We start from the raw sequence: 13,636 nt of genomic DNA on the forward strand, positions 1-13,636 counted from the left end.
TGCTACGGCTCGGGCCCGCCTGGGAGGATGGGGTGCGTGATGCCGCAGCAGGTCCCGACCGTGTCCGCCGTCGAGGTCCCCGAGGACGCCGCGCTCCTCGACGTCCGGGAGGACGGCGAGTGGGTGGCCGGCCACGCGGAGGGCGCCACGCACATCCCGATGGGCGACGTGCCGGCCCGGCTCGACGAGGTCCCCGACGGCGACCCGGTGTACGTCGTCTGCCGCAGCGGCGGGCGCTCGGCGCGGGTGGCCGCCTGGCTCAACCTGAACGGCTACGACGCGGTGAACGTCGGCGGCGGCATGGGCGAGTGGGAGGCGGCCGGCCGGCCCCTGGTGAGCGAGACCGGCCAGCCGCCCTTCATCCGCTAGGGCCCCTGGCGGGGGCCGGCCTCAGGACTTCGGCGCGTACTCCGCGAAGCGCGACCGCAGGTCCTTCTTGGAGAACTTGCCGACGCTGGTCTTGGGGACCTCGTCGATGAACTCGACGGCGTCGGGCATCCACCACTTGGCGATCAGCGGCTTGAGGTACTCCAGGATCTCCTCCTCGGTGGCGGTCTCGCCCTCCCGGAGGACGACGCAGGCCAGCGGCCGCTCGTCCCACTTCGGGTGCGGGATGCCGACGACCGCGGCCTCCTTGACCTTCGGGTGGCTCATGATCGCGTTCTCGAGGTCGACCGAGCTGATCCACTCACCGCCGGACTTGATGAGGTCCTTGGTGCGGTCGGCGATGCGGATGGAGCCGAAGGAGTCCATCGCCGCGACGTCGCCGGTGCGCATCCAGCCGTCCTCGGTGGTCAGCTCGACGCCCGCGTCGGGGTTGTAGTAGTCCTTCGCGCACCACGGGCCGCGGACCTGCAGCTCACCGGTGGCCTGGTCGTCCCAGGGCTGCGGCTCGAGGGTCTCGGAGTCGACGATGCGCGCCTCCACGCCGAGGAACGGGATGCCGGCGCGGGCACGCTGCGCGGCCTTGCCCTCGTCGTCGAGGTCGTCGAAGCGGGGCGGCAGGATGCCCGACGAGGCGACCGGGTGGGTCTCGGTCATGCCCCAGGCCTGCAGGATCGGCAGGCCGACCTGCTCGCGGTAGGCCTCCGACAGTGCCTTGGGCACCGCCGAGCCGCCGCAGCCGATGTCGCGCAGCTTGTGCGGCTTGCCGGCCAGGTGGGGCAGCACGCCCTGCCAGATGGTCGGGACGCCGGCGGTGAAGGTGACGCCCTCGTCGAGGATGAGCCTGGCCAGCGCCTCGGGCTGCATCATCGGGCCGGGCATGACCAGCGAGGCGCCGGCGGCCGGGGCGGCCTGCGCGATGCCCCAGGCGTTGGCGTGGAACATCGGCACGACCGGCATGGCGACGTCGCGGATGCTGAGCCCGAAGGCGTTGGGCATCAGCACGCCCATGGTGTGCAGGAACGTCGAGCGGTGCGAGTAGACGACGCCCTTGGGGTTGCCGGTGGTGCCGGACGTGTAGCACATCGAGGCAGCGGAGTTCTCGTCCTCGACGTGGAACTCGACCGGCGAGGCCTCGGCCAGCAGCGCCTCGTAGTCGGAGATGCGCGGGTCGTCGGGGATCTCGTTGTCGCTGCCGTCGTCCATGATCACGACGTGCTGCACGGTCTTCATCGTGTCCACGAGCGGCCAGAACAGCGGCAGCACGGAGCGGTCGACGAAGACGACCTCGTCCTCGGCGTGGTTGGCGATGTAGGTCAGCTGCTCCGGGAAGAGCCGGATGTTCAGCGTGTGCAGGATGCGGCCGCTGGACGGCGCGGCGAAGTAGAGCTCGAGGTGCCGCTGGCTGTTCCAGCCGAAGGTGCCCACCCGGCCCTCGGCGCTGATCCCCAGCGTGTCGAGGACGCCGCCCAGCTTGCGGGTGCGCTCGGCCCACTCGGCGTAGGTCACCTTGGTGACGCCCGTGGGGCTGTTGGTCGCGATCGTCCCGTCGCCGTAGTGCTGCTCGACGTGCCGGAAGATCGCGTCGATGGTGAGGGGGAAGTCCTGCATGAGCCCGCGCATGGCCGCATCGTGCCAGTGACGGGGCTCACCCTCTACCGGGGAGCGCGCCGCTCCAGCTCCCGGAGGGCGTCGGTTGCGACCCAGCGGGCGCCGCGGCCCCCCGACCTCAGCTCCTGCGCGGTCGCGACGGCGCGGGCGTGCAGACCGGGGCTGCGCTTGCCGATCTGCCGCAGCGCCCAGCTCGCGCCCTTCCGGACCAGCGGCCGGTCGTCGTCGGCCTGCTCGGCGACCGCCCGCAGGAACGGCTCGAACCGGTCGTCGTCCGACCGCCTGTCGGCGACCGCGAGACCGGCCATGACGGTGAACCCGGCCCGCTTGACGAACGTCTCCGGCCGCCCGCTCCACTCCAGCGCCCTCGCCCGGGCGAACGGGGTGTGCCGGACCAGGTTCTGGCAGACCTGGTCGCACACGTCCCACGAGTCGAACGCGGCAGCCCACTCGTCGAGCTGCCGCTCGTCGACCGCCGCCGGTTCCTCGACCAGGCTGGCCAGGATGCGGGCCTCGTGGACGCCGGAGCTCCAGAGCCCCGCCGCCAGCTCGTGCGAGCGGCCCAGCTCCCTCGCCAGCGCGCGCAGCTCGGCCACGGTGACACCGAGGGTCTGCGCGCCGCCGATGCCGTAGCGGGCCATGCCCTCCAGTCGGGCGGGGTCGGCCAGCCCGCGCAGCCGGGCGAGCACGTCGGCGGTGTCGGCCACTACCGGGTCAGGACGACGGGCAGCTCGGCCAGGCCGCGGATGACGAACTCGGGACGGCGCCGCGCCGGGTGGGCCAGCTCCAGCCGAGAGGTCCGCTCGAGCAGCGCGCCGAAGGAGGCCTGGAGCTCCACGCGGGCCAGCGGTGCCCCGATGCAGAAGTGCACGCCCGCGCCGAAGGAGATGTGCGGGTTGTCGGTGCGGCCGACGTCCAGGGTGTCGGGGGCGGCGAAGACGGCGGGGTCGCGGTTGGCGGCGCCGAGCAGCGCGGCCACCTTCTGCCCCTCGCGCACGGTCGCGCCGCCGATGTCGACGTCGGCCGTGGCGGTGCGCTCGAACAGCTGCAGCGGCGAGTCGAAGCGCATGAGCTCCTCGATCGCCGTCGGCAGGAGGCCCGGGTCCGCCCGCAGCCGCGCCAGCTGGCCGGGGTGCTCGAGCAGCGCGAGCAGCCCGTTGCCGCTGACGTTGACCGTGGCCTCGTGGCCGGCGTTGAGCAGCAGGATGCAGGTGGTGACCAGCTCGTCCTCGGTCAGCCGGTCGCCCTCGGAGTCGCGGACGGTGACCAGGTGCGAGAGCAGGTCCTCGCCCGGGGCGCGGCGGCGCTGCGCGGCGAGCTCGCGCAGGTAGGCGACGAACTCCGCGGCGGCCTGTTCGGCGGCGTCCTCGATCGCCGTCGCCCGGCCGTACTCGTACATCTTCACGATGGCGTTCGACCACGGCCGCAGCAGCGGCCGGTCGGCCGCCGGAACGCCGAGCAGCTCGGCGATGACGGCCACCGGCAGCTCCTCGGCCATCCCCGACAGGACGTCGACGGGCTCGCGGCCGCCCGAGCGCTCGGCCAGGCCGTCGACCAGCTCGCCGGCCAGGTCCTGCACCCACGGGCGCAGCCGCTCGACGTGGCCCCGCGCGAAGGCGGCGCTGATCAGCCGGCGCAGGCGGGTGTGGTCGGGCGGCTCCATCTCGAGGATGGCGTTGCGGTGGATCAGGTTGAACGAGCCGAACCGCTCGGCCGGCTCCCTGTCCCGCCAGATGCGGCCCAGCCGCCGGTCGCGCAGGACGGCGTTGCTCTCCGCGTGGGTGAACGCCAGCCACAGGCCCAGCCCCTCGTGCCACTGGACCGGCGCGACGGCGCGGGCGGCGGCGAACGCCGGGTAGGGATCGACGACGACGGCGGGGTCGGTGAGGTCGAGCGGTGCCGTCACGGAGGTCACGGCTGCCGACCCTATGCGGCGCGGGTGGCGCCGCGACCCCACATACGCTGGGCTGCATGGCCCGTTCCTCGACCCGCCGCCGTCCCGCGCCCGCACCCGCCGCAGGCGAGGTCAACCCCAAGGCCCCGTGTCCCTGCGGGTCGGGCCGCCGGTACAAGCACTGCCACGGCTCGGGCTACGCGCCGCCGGTCACCCGCCCCTTCGAGGGCCTGCCCGGCGAGCCGGACTGGGTGGCGCTGCGCGAGCTGGTGCCCGCCGCCACCGCACCCCTGACGACCACGGACGGGCGCGCGGTCACCCTCGCGAGCGTGCTGCCCGGCGGGGCGCCGGCGCTGGTCCGGAGCAACGGCGAGATCCTGCTGGGCGTCCAGCTGGCAGCCTCCTCCGACGACGTCAGCCGCGACCTCGGCACCGCGCTCGTTGCCGCGCTGGAGTCCCCGGCCGGGGCGCCGGTGGACCCGGGTCCCATCGGCGCGGCCGGCTCGTCCGGGCCCCGGCTTCAGGAGGTGCTGGACCTCACCGCGCCGCTCGAGGTCACGGTGCACCCCGACTTCGGCTTCTGGCTGGAGGGGACCGACGCCAACGCCGCGGCCCGTGCCGGCCTGGAGCGGGCCAACGAGGCCGTGCTGCCGACCGAGCGCCTGGAGGGGCTCGAGGCGGCCTACTGGGTGCGGCCGGGCGACGAGCGGGCCCACCTGCGCTGGGTGCGGCCCGAGGCCGAGGAGCCGCTGCTCGACGCGCTGGCCCGGCTCTCGGCCTCCGAGCAGCTGCTGCTGGGCGAGGGCACCCGCTACGCCGGCGCCTTCCGCGCCCACGGGCTGGTCGTCCCGGTGTGGGACCTGCCCGCCGACACCCCCGCGCAGGAGTGGGCCGGCCCGGCGGCGGAGTTCGCCACCCGCCTCGAGCAGGCCCTGGCGCAGACCGGCCCGCTGACCGCCGACGAGCGCCGCGCCCGCGCGGGCCTGCTCTCCCGCCAGGTCACCCTCCGCTAGGGATCCCGCCGTCTGTCGTGCTCTGCCCACAGTCGTGTGCAGAGCACGACAGCGCGCAGGACACCTGTGCCGCCGGCCTTCGTGCTCTGCCCACAGTCGTGGGCAGAGCACGAGCGTTCACGGAGGAGTGCAGCCCGGCCGGCGGGCCTCAGAGGTGCCGGATGAGGTGCCGGAAGAAGACGGCGCCCCGGTGCAGGGCGGCGACGCTGATCCGCTCGTCGGCCGCGTGTAGGGAGTCGAGCTCGCCGCGGGACAGGTCGAAGGGCATGAACCGGTAGACGCTGTCGCTGATCTGCGCGAAGTGCCGGGCGTCGCTGGCCTGCACCATCAGGTACGGCGCCACGGCGGCCTCCGGGTACACCGCCCGCACCGCCGCGCCGAGCGCCGCGTAGGCCTCGGTGTCGGTGCGCGAGACCGGTGAGGGGTCGTTGCCCGAGAGCACCCGGACCTCGACCGACGGGTCGCCGACCACCCGGCGCAGCCGCTCGACCGTCGACTGCACCGTCTCGCCGAGAGCGATGCGGATGTTCAGGTGCGCCCGGGCCCGCGTGGCCAGCACGTTGCGCGCGCTGCTGCCCTCGAGCTCGGTGACCGCCACCGTCGTCCGCACCAGGGCGTTCGCCTCCCGGCTGGCCCGCGCCAGCGCCGTCGCGAGCAGCGGCCGCAGGACGCGGGCGTGCGCGAACAGCGCCCGGTACGCCCCGGAGGCGTGCCGGCCGGCGGCGTCGACCATCCCCAGCAGGACCTCGTCGAGCCGGGCCGGGAACGGGGCGGCGTCCAGCCGCAGGATCGCGCGCGCCAGCCGGGCCGGGGCGCCGTCCGCCAGGGGCGAGGACGCGTGCCCGCCGGGGTCGGAGGTCACCAGGTCGACGCCGAGCACGCCCTTCTCGGCCAACCCCACGACAGCGATCTGCCCCGGCACGCCCGGGAAGACGCCGGTCACCACGGCGCCGCCCTCGTCGAGCACCGCCCACGGCGTGATGCCCCGGTCGCGGAAGACCTGCACGGCCTGCTGGGCGCCGACACCGAGGACCTCCTCGTCGTTGCTGGAGGAGACGTAGACGTCGCGCGCCGGCGTGTGCCCGGCCGCGGCCAGCGACTCGACCGCCTCGAGGACCGCCACCAGCGAGCCCTTGTCGTCGATGGCGCCGCGGCCGTGCACCCAGCCGTCCTCGACCGCCCCGGAGAACGGGCCGCGGGTCCAGGCCTGGCCGGTGACCGGGACGACGTCGTGGTGGGCCATGAGCACCAGCGGCGGGCGGTCCGTGCCGCTGCGCCAGCGGTAGAGCAGCGCCCCGCCGTCGAGGACCTCCCGCTCCAGCACCCGGTGGGTGTGGGGGTACAGCTCGGCCAGGCGGTCGCGGAACCGCGAGAACGCCGCGCTGTCGACCTGGCCGGGGTCGGGTGAGGAGACGGTCGGGATGCGGATGAGCTCGGCCAGCCGGGCAGCGGCGGCGTCGGCGTCCAGGCCGGCGGCGTCCGCGGGCGGGACGGGGGCCTCGACCGGCCGGAAGCGGGCGACCCGGCGTGCCACCGCGGCGGCTCCCGCGGCCGCCGAGCCGAGGAGGAGCGGCACGGTCCTCACGCGACCTCCCGCACGCCCACGGCCTCCGGCCGGTCGGAGAACGCCAGCCGCGGCACGAAGACCAACGACAGCGCGGCCAGCCACGCCGTCGCCCCGCAGACCACCCAGACCGTGACGTAGCCCGACAGCGACCCGGCCGTGCCCTCGGACCCGTCGGCGGCCGCCGGTGCGCCGGCCGCCAGGGCGACGGCGAAGACGGCCGAGGCGAAGCTCCCGCCGAGCACCTTGGTCGTGTTGGTCAGCCCGGTGGCCACGCCGGTGCGGCCGGCCGGTGCTGCCGCGGCCGCGGCAGCCGGCAGCGCCGCCACCAGCGCCCCGGAGCCGAGGCCGGCGACCACCATCGCCCCGAGGACCTGCGGCAGGGTGTCGTGCAGCGGGACGAGCAGGAGGTACCCGAGGCCGGTGAGCGTCGCGGCACCGATGAGCGTCACGCGCGGGGTGGTGGCCTGCGAGACCCGGGAGAACTGGCTCGCGCCGGCCAGCATCGACACGACGTAGCCGCCGATGACGATCGACACCTCGCTCGTGGACAGGCCCAGGCCGTAGCCGTAGACCGCCGGGTCGGTGCGGGCGTAGGTCGACAGCGGGCCCTGGGCGCCGAGCACGCTCACCCCGAACAGCCCGGCGGTCAGCTGCACCGGCCACATGCTGGGGGAGCGCAGCACCCGGAAGTCCACCAGCGGGTCCTCCCGGCGCAGCTCGTAGCGGACGAACGGCACGACCAGCAGCACGCCGAGCGCGGTGACCAGCCAGGGCCACGGCTCGCTCGCGCCGTTGATGCGCACGAAGGTGAGGCCGCCGGTGATCACCAGCAGGACGACGCTCAGCAGCGCGACACCGGTGACGTCGACGTCCCCGTCCCGGCGGTCCGTGCTCTCCGGCACCCGGGTCAGCACGACGACGCAGACGCCGACGACGAGCAGGCCCGGGAGCAGCAGCACCAGCCAGAACTGCCCGGCGAGCGCGGCGCCGACCTGCCCGCCACCGAGTGCGCCCACGATCGCGCCGGCCTGCAGCGCGGCGACGATCAGGCCGGTCGCCCGGCGGGTGCTCGCCGCCGCGTCGGCCCGGCCGCGGGACCGCGAGTGGATCAGCGCGACCTGCAGCGGCAGCCAGGCGGCGTAGGCGCCCTGCACCGCCCAGGCCACGAGGAAGACGCCGAAGTCCTGGGCGGTCGCCAGCACCACCGTGGCCGCCGCGACCACCGCCGCCGAGGTCAGCAGCATCCGGCGGTGGCCGTAGAGGTCACCGAGCTTGGCGAGGACCGGCACGGCGATCGCCGAGAGCATCAGCTGAGCGGCCTCGAGCCAGTTGACGTCGGCGTCGTGGATGCCGAGGTGCCGGGCCACGTCGGTCAGCAGCGGGACGTAGTAGCCCTGGAGCACGCCGCTGGTGAACTCGACGAAGACGAGCCAGCCGACCAGTCCCCCGCCGAGCCCCGCGATCCGGCCGGTCCGCCGGGCCGTCCCCGTACCTATCACGCCTCGCGTCCTCTCCCCGAGGCCTCCCCGGGACGGGAGGGGTACGGCAGCGTACTGAGCGGCAGTGTCGTGCCGGGAGGCTCAGAGCGGGTCGCGCCACACCGGGCAGGACATGCACCGGGGCCCGCCGCGGCCGCTGCCGAGCTCGGAGCCCGCGATGGGCACCACCTCGATGCCGGCCGCCTCCAGCGCGGCGTTGGTGACGGTGTTGCGCTCGTAGGCCACGGCCAGTCGCGGGGCCAGCGCGAGGGTGTTGTTGCCGTCGTCCCACTGCTCGCGCTCGGCGGTGACCGGGTCCAGGCCGGTGTCGATCACCCGCAGCCGCTCGATGCCCATGGCCTCGGCCGCGGCGACGACGAACGGCGCCGGCCCGCGGACGACGAGGTCGGTGGTGTCGTCGTCGTCCGGGACCGTGTCCGCCGTGACCGTCCAGGCCACCAGCGTGTCGGCGACCGCGGGGTACATGACCATCGCGTCGACGTCGACCATCGTCGCGATGGTGTCCAGGTGCATGGTCGCCCGCTCCTGGGCGATCGGGACGACGAGCACCGTCTGCGCCAGCCCCCGCGCGAACACCCGGCGGGCCAGCCGCTCGGCGCCGCCCGGCGTCGTCCGCTCACCGACCCCCACCGCCACCACCCCGGGGGCGAGCAGCAGGACGTCGCCGCCCTCGAGGTGCTCCAGCGAGGAGTCGTAGAGCTGCTCGGCGCCGGCGAAGCGCGGGTGGTGCGTGGCGACCGCGTGGGTGATCGTGCTCTCCCGGTGCCGCGCGGGCATGGCCAGCGAGGTGATCGCCACCTGGTCGCCCACCCACACCGAGGAGTCGCGGGTGAACAGCAGGTTGGGCAGCGGCGGGACGACGAAGTCGTGCCGGTCCATGACCTCGTAGGCCAGGCCCCGCCCGCCGCGCAGCTCGTGGTGCGCCAGCCCGGCCATCAGCGCGGTGGCCAGGTCCTCCGGCGCCAGGTCCGCCAGGTGGGCGGCCGCGGCCCGGGTGAGCGTGGCCCCCAGGCGCGGGTCGTCGACGGCGGCGGCCACCAGCTCCTCGCGGGCTTCCGGCGAGGTCAGCACCTCGGCGAGCAGCCGGTCCAGGTACAGGACCTCGACACCGCGGTCGGTGAGCGCGGCGGCGAACGCGTCGTGCTCCTCCTGCGCGCGGGCCACCCACGGCACGCCGTCGAAGAGCAGCTGGTCGTTGTTCCGGGGGGTCAGCCGGCGCAGCTCGGCGCCCGGCCGGTGCAGGACCACCGTCCGCAGCGGGCCGACCTCGCTGGTCACGCCCAGGGGGCGGGGGGCCGCGGTCGTCACGGGGACCGAGGCTGGCACAGTGACCGGGCCGTCGCACGACACTGCCGTCCCGACGCCCCAGGAGGCACCGCGTGGACCTGTTCGACCTGACCGGGAAGGTCGCCGTGGTCACCGGCGGCACCCGCGGCATCGGCCTGATGATGGCCCGCGGCCTGCTGCGGGCCGGGGCGTCGGTCTACGTCTCCTCGCGCAAGCCGGAGGCCGGCGAGCAGGCCGCCGCCGAGCTCGCCGAGTACGGCCGGGTCGAGTCGATCCCCGCCGACGTCAGCACCGAGGCCGAGTGCCTCCGGCTGGCCGAGGAGGTCGGCCGGCGCGAGGAGCGCGTGCACGTGCTGGTCAACAACGCCGGCGCCACCTGGGGCGAGCCGTTCGAGACCTTCCCCGCCTCGGCCTGGGACAAGGTCCTCGACCTCAACCTCAAGGCGCCGTTCTTCCTCACCCGGGCGATGCTGCCGCTGCTCGAGGCCGCCGCCACCGACGACGACCCCGCCCGCGTGGTCAACGTCGGCAGCATCGACGGCCTGCACGTGCCGGTGCTGCCGACCTACTCGTACTCGTCGAGCAAGGCCGCGGTGCACCAGCTCACCCGGCACCTGGCCAAGGAGCTCGGGCCCCGGCGGATCACCGTCAACGCCGTCGCCCCGGGGCCGTTCGAGTCGAAGATGATGGCCGCCACCCTGGCCGCCCGCGGCGACGAGATCGCCGCCAGCGCGCCGCTGGGCCGCATCGGCCGCCCCGACGACATGGCCGGCGTCGTCGTCTACCTGTCCAGCCGGGCCGGCGCGTACGTGACCGGCGCGGTGATCCCGGTCGACGGCGGCCGGGCGACGACCCTCTAGGCGGAGCGGGGCGCCGGCCGCCGCCGGGGCGGGCGCCGCGCCTCCTCGGCCGGCACCCGGGCGAGGTGCGCCTCGGCCAGCGCCACCTGCTGCGGGGAGCCCACCCTGCGGCCCTGCTCGCGGGCGCCGGTCCACCAGTCGCGGGCGGCCACCGTGTCGCCGGTGCGCTCGGCGATCCGCCCGAGCACCTCGTCGTAGGCGCCGAGGCTGAACGCCGGGGTGCCGAGCACCGCCTGCCGGCCGCGGAAGGGCAGCAGCTGCACCGTGGCCATCGTCAGCTCGGGCTCGTCGCCGAGGTGCAGCGCGGCCTCGGCCTGCAGCAGCACCGCGACGTCGCTGGCCCAGTCCCGGATCTGGGTGCGGCCCCAGCGGGCGCGCAGCCGCCTCGCCTCGGCCAGGTCGCCGGACTCCGCGGCGGCCAGCACGGCCATGAGCTGCAGCAGCGGGTTGCCCTCGTCGCCGGTCTGCACCAGCAGGTCGATCGCCTCGGGCAGCCGGCCGTCGGCGCGGCGCAGCGTGAAGAGGTGCGCGGCGTAGGCGTGCCGCGAGTGCGGGGTCACCCGGCGGTAGAGCTCGTGCGCCTCGGTGGTCAGCTCCTCGGCGCGGGTGGCGTCCCCGGCCAGCCAGGCGGCGCCGGCCTGCTGCCACAGCACGTGCGGGCGCACCTCCGGGCCCGACAGCGAGAACGCCAGCCGCCGCCCGGCCTCCAGGTCGGCCTCGAAGCCGGCGCGGTCGGTCAGGTGCAGCCGGATCGCCGCGCGGTGCAGCCGGGCGTAGAACTCCGTCCGCCGCGGCAGCCCGTGCCCGGTCAGTGCCAGCGCCTCGTCGGTGGCCGCCAGCCGCAGCTCGGCCGCACCCGGGCGGCCCCACACCGCGAGCGAGTAGTTGTTCAGCGTCCGGCCCAGCAGCTCCGGGTCCCCGACGCCGCGGGCCAGCGCCACCGCCCGCTCGGCGTACCGGACGCCGCGCTGCAGGTCCTCGCTGAAGGCCAGCTCGACGCCGAGCGTGCCCAGCAGCCGCGCCGTCAGCCGGTCGCGCTCGGCCTCGGTCGCCTCCGGCGCGATCTCGTCGCGGTGCTCGAGCAGGTCCTCGAGCAGGGCGACCATCTCGGCGTCGACGACGCCGTGCGGCCGCCAGTTCCACAGCGTGACCGAGCCCCAGACGGCGGCGGACTCCAGCTGGCAGCGCCGGTCACCGAGCTCGCGGGCCAGCGCGATCGCCTCGCCGACCACCTGCTGGGCCTCGGTGCGCTCGCCGCTGCGCAGCAGGTCGTTGCCGAGCGCGGTGAGCAGGTCGTGGCGCGTGCGGGCGGCGCCGGGCTGCGCGGGGTCGGCCAGCCGCAGCGCGCGGCGGGTGTGCACCGCCGCCTCGCCGTCGGCCAGGCGTGCCCGGGCGGCCTCGGCCGCGGCGGTCGACCAGCGCAGCCCGGCGGCGGGACCGGCGACGGGCGCGGCCTCGACGAAGTGGTGCGCCAGCCGCTCGACCAGGGCGCCGTCGGGCCGGCTGCCGGCCAGCCGGCGCTCCAGCGCCTCGCCCAGCCGCGCGTGCAGCCGGGCCCGCCGCAGCGCGGGGAGGTCGTCGGCGAGCACCTCGCGGACCAGCGCGTGGGTGAACCGCCAGCTCCACGGGGTGGCGCCCTCGACGACGAGACCGGCGGCGACCGCGGCGTCGAGGGCGGCCAGCGCCTGCTCGGCGGGCTCCCCGGCGGCCTCGAGCAGGTCCAGGGGCACCTCGCGCCCGGCGACGGCGGCCAGCTCCAGCACCGGACGCGCGCCCCCGGGCAGCCGCGCCAGGCGGGTCCGCAGCACCTCCACCACCGACGGTGGCACCGGAACCGTGCGCAGGTCGCGGCCGCCACGCATCCAGCGGGACAGCTCGACGACGAAGAACGGGTTGCCCGCCGTGCGGTCGTGCACCGTGGCGGCCAGCCCGGGGTCGCCCGACGAGCCCAGCTGCGCGGCCAGCAGCGAGCCCACGTCGTCGGGATCGAGGCCCTGCAGCGTGATCATGGTGGCCGACGGCTCGCGGGCCAGCCGGGCCAGGCAGTCCTCGACCGCCTCCGGCAGGTCCTCGCCGACGCTGCGCACGGTGACCACGACGAGCAGCCGCACCCGGGGGAGGTGGCGGGCCAGGAGGGTGAGCAGCTGCACCGACGTCGTGTCGGCGCCCTGCAGGTCGTCGAGGACGACGAGCACCGGGCGCTCGCCGGCGGCCGCGGTGAGCCGGGCCCGCAGTGCCTGGAACAGCCGGAACCGCGCGGCATCGGCGTCGGCGGCGGCGTCGGCGGCGGCGTCGGCGGCGGCGTCGTCCCCGTCCTGCCCGGCGGGCGCGGGCGGTTCCTGGCCGAGCTGCTCGAGGACCTGCGTCCAGGGCCACAACGCGGGCGCGCCGGCGTCGTCGGCGCACCGGCTCTCGGCGACCGCCCACCCGGCCGCCCGGCTCATGTCGGCGACCGCCTCGGCCAGCCGGGTCTTGCCGATGCCGGCCTCGCCGCCCAGCACGACGACGGCCCCGCGGCCGGCGGCGGCCTGCTCGGCCACCGCCCGCAGCCGGGTGAGCTCCGTGCGGCGGCCGACCAGCGTCTCGTCGCCCGGCACCGCCAGCGGCACGGGCGCCGGCGGGGGCACCACCGACAGCACCGGCCGCGGCACCCGCGAGGTGAGCCTGGGGTCCTGCCGGAGCACCGCCTGCTCGAGGTCGCGCAGTTCGGGGCCCGGGTCGATGCCGAGCTCCTCGCGCAGCAGCTCGGTGCAGCGGCGCAGGGCGTCCAGCGCGTCGGCCTGCCGGTCGGCGGCGTAGAGGGCGGTCACCAGCCGCGCCCACAGCCGCTCGCGCAGCGGGTGCTCGGCCACCAGGCGCTGCAGGTCGGTGACGGCGGCGTCGGCCCGTCCGACGGCGAGCAGCGCGTCGCAGCGGCGCTCGCGGGCGCGCACGTGCAGCTCGGTGAGGCGCAGCCGGTCGGTGGCCGCGCCGGGGGCGTCGCCGAGCTCGGCCAGCGGCTCGCCGCGCCACAGCTCCAGCGCGCGGTCGAGTGCGGCCACCCCGCCGGAGGGGTCGCCCGCCCCGACGGCGCGGTCGCCCTCCTCCACCAGTCGGGCGAAGCGCAGGCTGTCGAGGTCCTCGGCGCCGACCTGCACCAGGTAGCCCGGCGCGCGGGTGAGCAGCACCGACGGCGCCTGGCGGGGCCCGCGCTCGGGCTCGAGCACCCGGCGCAGGTGGGAGACGTAGGCCTGCAGCGTGCCGGTCACCGTGGGCGGCGGCTCGTCGCCCCACAGGGTGCTGACGATCCGGTCGATCGGGACGACCCGGCCGGCCTCGGCCAGCAGCAGGGTCAGCAGGGCGCGGGGCTTGGCCCCTCCGACGTCGACGGGGCGGTCGTCGGGACCGGTGACCTCGAGGGGGCCGAGGACGCGGTACCGCACGACCGCGCATCCTCGCAGGTCGCGGCGCCCGGCGGGAGGGGTCCGTGCGGCCCAAGTCGGGCGCAAGTGGCCGTCAAGACGGCGGGGCCACGGTCGGCC

Annotated in this window: 10 protein-coding genes; 3 read left to right on the top strand and 7 right to left on the bottom strand. The window is 76.0% G+C overall.

Translation table 11 applies throughout. The features are described from left to right. Positions 1 to 39: 39 nt before the first annotated feature. Positions 40 to 369, top strand: a complete 330-nt coding sequence (locus tag BM414_RS00235; RefSeq protein WP_245784418.1) for a rhodanese-like domain-containing protein — start codon at positions 40 to 42, stop codon at positions 367 to 369. A gap of 21 nt (positions 370 to 390) precedes the next feature. Here the strand turns inward: BM414_RS00235 and BM414_RS00240 are convergent, their stop codons facing one another. The 3 genes from BM414_RS00240 to BM414_RS00250 are packed head-to-tail and all read right to left on the bottom strand — an operon-like array spanning position 391 to position 3,910. Continuing rightward, positions 391 to 2,007, bottom strand: coding sequence for a long-chain fatty acid--CoA ligase (locus tag BM414_RS00240; RefSeq protein ID WP_093577465.1), 1,617 nt, complete (start codon positions 2,005 to 2,007; stop codon positions 391 to 393). A gap of 32 nt (positions 2,008 to 2,039) precedes the next feature. Next, entirely contained in the window at positions 2,040 to 2,702 is a 663-nt protein-coding gene (locus tag BM414_RS00245) for a DNA alkylation repair protein (protein WP_217644432.1), read from the bottom strand. After that, entirely contained in the window at positions 2,702 to 3,910 is a 1,209-nt protein-coding gene (locus BM414_RS00250; RefSeq protein WP_093577466.1) for a cytochrome P450, read from the bottom strand. The genes BM414_RS00245 and BM414_RS00250 overlap by 1 nt, the downstream gene beginning before the upstream one ends. A 56-nt stretch (positions 3,911 to 3,966) precedes the next feature. Here BM414_RS00250 and BM414_RS00255 point away from each other — a divergent pair, with 56 nt between their 5' ends. Further along, the gene (locus tag BM414_RS00255) at positions 3,967 to 4,902 is read left to right on the top strand and encodes a DUF5926 family protein (protein ID WP_093577467.1); all 936 of its coding nucleotides are present in this window, start codon (positions 3,967 to 3,969) and stop codon (positions 4,900 to 4,902) included. Positions 4,903 to 5,050: 148 nt separating this feature from the next. On the opposite strand, the gene BM414_RS00260 is transcribed toward BM414_RS00255, so the two are convergent. The 3 genes from BM414_RS00260 to BM414_RS00270 form a co-directional block, all read right to left on the bottom strand. Continuing rightward, positions 5,051 to 6,487, bottom strand: coding sequence for a M20/M25/M40 family metallo-hydrolase (locus BM414_RS00260; protein WP_217644437.1), 1,437 nt, complete (start codon positions 6,485 to 6,487; stop codon positions 5,051 to 5,053). Beyond that, positions 6,484 to 7,968: an MFS transporter gene (locus BM414_RS00265; protein WP_093577468.1), complete on the bottom strand. Its 1,485-nt coding sequence runs from the start codon at positions 7,966 to 7,968 to the stop codon at positions 6,484 to 6,486. The genes BM414_RS00260 and BM414_RS00265 overlap by 4 nt, the downstream gene beginning before the upstream one ends. Before the next feature lie 81 nt (positions 7,969 to 8,049). Continuing rightward, complete coding sequence (locus tag BM414_RS00270) at positions 8,050 to 9,276, bottom strand: arginine deiminase (RefSeq protein ID WP_245784350.1); 1,227 nt, start codon at positions 9,274 to 9,276, stop codon at positions 8,050 to 8,052. A 71-nt stretch (positions 9,277 to 9,347) separates the two neighbouring features. On the opposite strand from BM414_RS00270, the gene BM414_RS00275 reads away from it, so the two are divergent. Next, entirely contained in the window at positions 9,348 to 10,115 is a 768-nt protein-coding gene (locus BM414_RS00275; RefSeq protein ID WP_093577469.1) for an SDR family oxidoreductase, read from the top strand. Here the strand turns inward: BM414_RS00275 and BM414_RS00280 are convergent. After that, a complete protein-coding gene (locus tag BM414_RS00280) occupies positions 10,112 to 13,537 on the bottom strand; it encodes an ATP-binding protein (protein WP_175551351.1) in 3,426 nt (1,141 codons plus the stop codon). The two genes, BM414_RS00275 and BM414_RS00280, sit on opposite strands and share 4 nt — an antisense overlap. Positions 13,538 to 13,636 lie beyond the last annotated feature (99 nt).

It is taken from the genome of Geodermatophilus amargosae (assembly GCF_900116515.1).
Lineage (GTDB): Bacteria > Actinomycetota > Actinomycetes > Mycobacteriales > Geodermatophilaceae > Geodermatophilus > Geodermatophilus amargosae.